This is a genomic window from Pseudomonas sp. HMSC066A08, from assembly GCF_001813025.1.
In the GTDB taxonomy this organism is placed as follows: domain Bacteria; phylum Pseudomonadota; class Gammaproteobacteria; order Pseudomonadales; family Pseudomonadaceae; genus Pseudomonas; species Pseudomonas aeruginosa.
On the sequence record NZ_KV811374.1, the window covers coordinates 1 to 2,458 of the forward strand.

General features: G+C 62.6%; 4 protein-coding genes. All 4 read right to left on the reverse strand.

Annotation, left to right across the window (positions count from 1 at the left end):
- A partial coding sequence (locus HMPREF2886_RS30630; protein ID WP_177344470.1) for a cbb3-type cytochrome c oxidase subunit I occupies positions 1 to 550 on the reverse strand: 550 nt, incomplete at its 3' end.
- Between the two features lie 364 nt (positions 551 to 914).
- Entirely contained in the window at positions 915 to 1,841 is a 927-nt protein-coding gene (gene ccoP, locus HMPREF2886_RS30635) for a cytochrome-c oxidase, cbb3-type subunit III (protein WP_003087308.1), read from the reverse strand.
- On the reverse strand, positions 1,838 to 2,023 hold the full coding sequence (locus HMPREF2886_RS30640; protein WP_003157932.1) for a CcoQ/FixQ family Cbb3-type cytochrome c oxidase assembly chaperone: 186 nt from the start codon (positions 2,021 to 2,023) through the stop codon (positions 1,838 to 1,840). Before HMPREF2886_RS30640 ends, ccoP begins: the two co-directional genes overlap by 4 nt.
- A gap of 5 nt (positions 2,024 to 2,028) precedes the next feature.
- Positions 2,029 to 2,458: cytochrome-c oxidase, cbb3-type subunit II (ccoO, locus tag HMPREF2886_RS30645; protein WP_070749018.1), on the reverse strand; the 430-nt coding region annotated here is incomplete at its 5' end.

Below are 2,458 nucleotides of genomic sequence, written 5' to 3' on the forward strand. Positions count from 1 at the left end.
GCAGCGACATGTGGTTGACGATGTGCAGCATCGCCGTCACCAGGATGAAGGCACCGTAGAACCAGTTGCCCACATAGATGTGCTTGACCTTGCGCTTGACGATGGTGCCGAAGAACACGATCGCGTAGGTGATCCAGACGATCGCCAGAAGGATGGCCAGCGGCCATTCCAGTTCGGCGTATTCCTTGGAGGTGGTGAAACCCTGCGGCAGGGTCAGCACGGCGCCCACGATCACGGCCTGCCAACCCCAGAAGGTGAAGGCCGCCAGCGTGTCTGAAATCAGTCGGGCTTGCGAGGTACGTTGCACCACGTAGTACGAGGTGGCGAAGAGGGCGCACCCACCGAAGGCGAAGATCACCGCGTTGGTGTGCAGGGGGCGAAGGCGGCCGAAGCTCGTCCACGGCAGGTCGAAGTTCAATTCGGGCCATACCAGTTGGGCGGCGATCAGGACACCGAGACCCATTCCAATGACCCCCCAGACCACCGTCATAACGGCGAACTGGCGGACCACCTTATAGTTATAAGCAGTCTGACTGATTGCTGTGCTCATGCTAGGGGTTCCACGGTTAATGGACTTTTTTAGGGACAAAAAATCGGCGGCAAGTATGGAGAAAGCGGGTGGGCATTGCAACGCGCCAGGCCAGGGGCGACGCCAGTTTGATGCCTGCTTCAGAGCGCTTTCCAAGGCCGCCGTATGGCTTTCTGGCGCTATCCGGGCGAGTGGGTTCGGCCGGTGAAGTTAGGTGTCCCGTCGTTCTGCCGGAGAGGGACGAATGCAGAGCAGCTTAGACGCGATTGAAAAGGAAGGGTAGGAAAGGCGTCCGCCGGTGCGACACTTCGTCGCGCCGCCTGGGACTAAGGTCTGAGACCGGGGGGAGGACCCGCGCCTGGGAGGGCGCGGGTGGGGGGAGGGGTCAGTTGCTGCCCTGGTTGTGCGACAGGTTGTAGATGTAGGCGGCCAGGATGTGCACCTTTTCCTTGCCCAGGTAGGGCTCCTGGGCCGGCATCTGGCCCTGGCGGCCATGGCGGATGGTTTGTTGGAGCTGGGCGTAGCTGGAGCCGTAGATGAACGCGCCGGGGTTGGTCAGGTTCGGCGCGCCGACCAGGGCGGTACCCTTGCCTTCCGGGCCATGGCAGGCGACGCAGTTGACCGAGAAGATCTGCTTGCCGGCCTCGACGTCGGCCTTGGTGCCTTCCGGCAGCTTCAGCCCGGCGAGTTCGGTGCGGACGTAGGCGGCGACGTTCTTCACCCCGTCTTCGCCGAGGATGTCGCCCCAGGCCGCCATGATCGCGTGGCGACCGCCGAGGATGGTGGTCTCGATGCTCTGCGGGTCACCGCCCCAGCGCCACTCGTTGTCGGCCAGGTTGGGGAAGCCGAGGGCGCCCTTGGCGTCGGAACCGTGGCAGATCGAGCAGTAGGTGGCGAACATGCGGCTGCCCATCTTCATGGCGTGCTCGTCCTTGGCCACTTCCTCGATGGGCATGGCGGCGTACTTGGCGAAGATCGGCCCGTACTTTTCCTGGGCGATGTTCATCTCGCGTTCCCACTGCTTGTCCTGGGTCCAGCCGCCCTCGTAGCCCGGCAGCACGCCTTTCCAGTTACCCAGGCCTGGATACAGGACCAGGTAGCCGACGGAGAAGACGATGGTGCCGATGTACAGCATGAACCACCACTTCGGCAGCGGGTTGTCGTACTCCTCGATGCCGTCGTAGGAGTGGCCCATGGTCTTTTCGGTAGTACCCTTGGCCTCGCCCTTGCGGGTGGCGAAGACCAGCCAGAGCAGGGCGATCAAGGTACCGACGGTAAGAGCTGTGATGTACAGACTCCAGAAGGTGGTCATTCTTTGTTACTCCTAGAAGCTTGCTCGACGTGCTTTTGGGCTTCGGGATCGTCTGCGAAGGGCAGCATCGTCGCTTCGTCGAAGCTCTTCTTGCGTTTGCCGCTGTAGGCCCAGATCACCAGACCGATGAAGGCGACCATGATCAGCAGCGTGCCGAGTCCTCGCAGCGTCCCGATATCCATTGCCGTCACCGTTTGTTCTTGATCGAGGTGCCGAGCACCTGCAGGTAGGCGACCACGGCGTCCATTTCGGTCTTGCCTTTCAGCGAGTCCTTGGCGCCCTTGATGTCTTCGTCGGTATAGGGCACGCCGAGGGTGCGCATCACTTCGAGCTTCTTCTCGATGTCCTTGCCGTCGAGCTTGTTCTCCACCAGCCACGGGTAGGCCGGCATCTTCGACTCGGGCACCACGTTGCGCGGGTTGAACAGGTGCGCGCGGTGCCAGTCGTCGGAGTAGCGGCTACCGACGCGGGCCAGGTCCGGACCGGTACGCTTGGAACCCCACAGGAAGGGGTGGTCCCAGACGCTCTCGCCGGCCACCGAGTAGTGGCCGTAGCGTTCGGTTTCGGCGCGGAACGGACGGATCATCTGCGAGTGGCAGCCGACGCAGCCTTCGCGG

Bases quoted from the DNA above. Each gene is read 5' to 3' on its own strand.
- ccoP (WP_003087308.1), bottom strand. From the start codon at position 1,841: ATGACCACCTTCTGGAGTCTGTACATCACAGCTCTTACCGTCGGTACC.
- HMPREF2886_RS30640 (WP_003157932.1), bottom strand. From the start codon at position 2,023: ATGGATATCGGGACGCTGCGAGGACTCGGCACGCTGCTGATCATGGTC.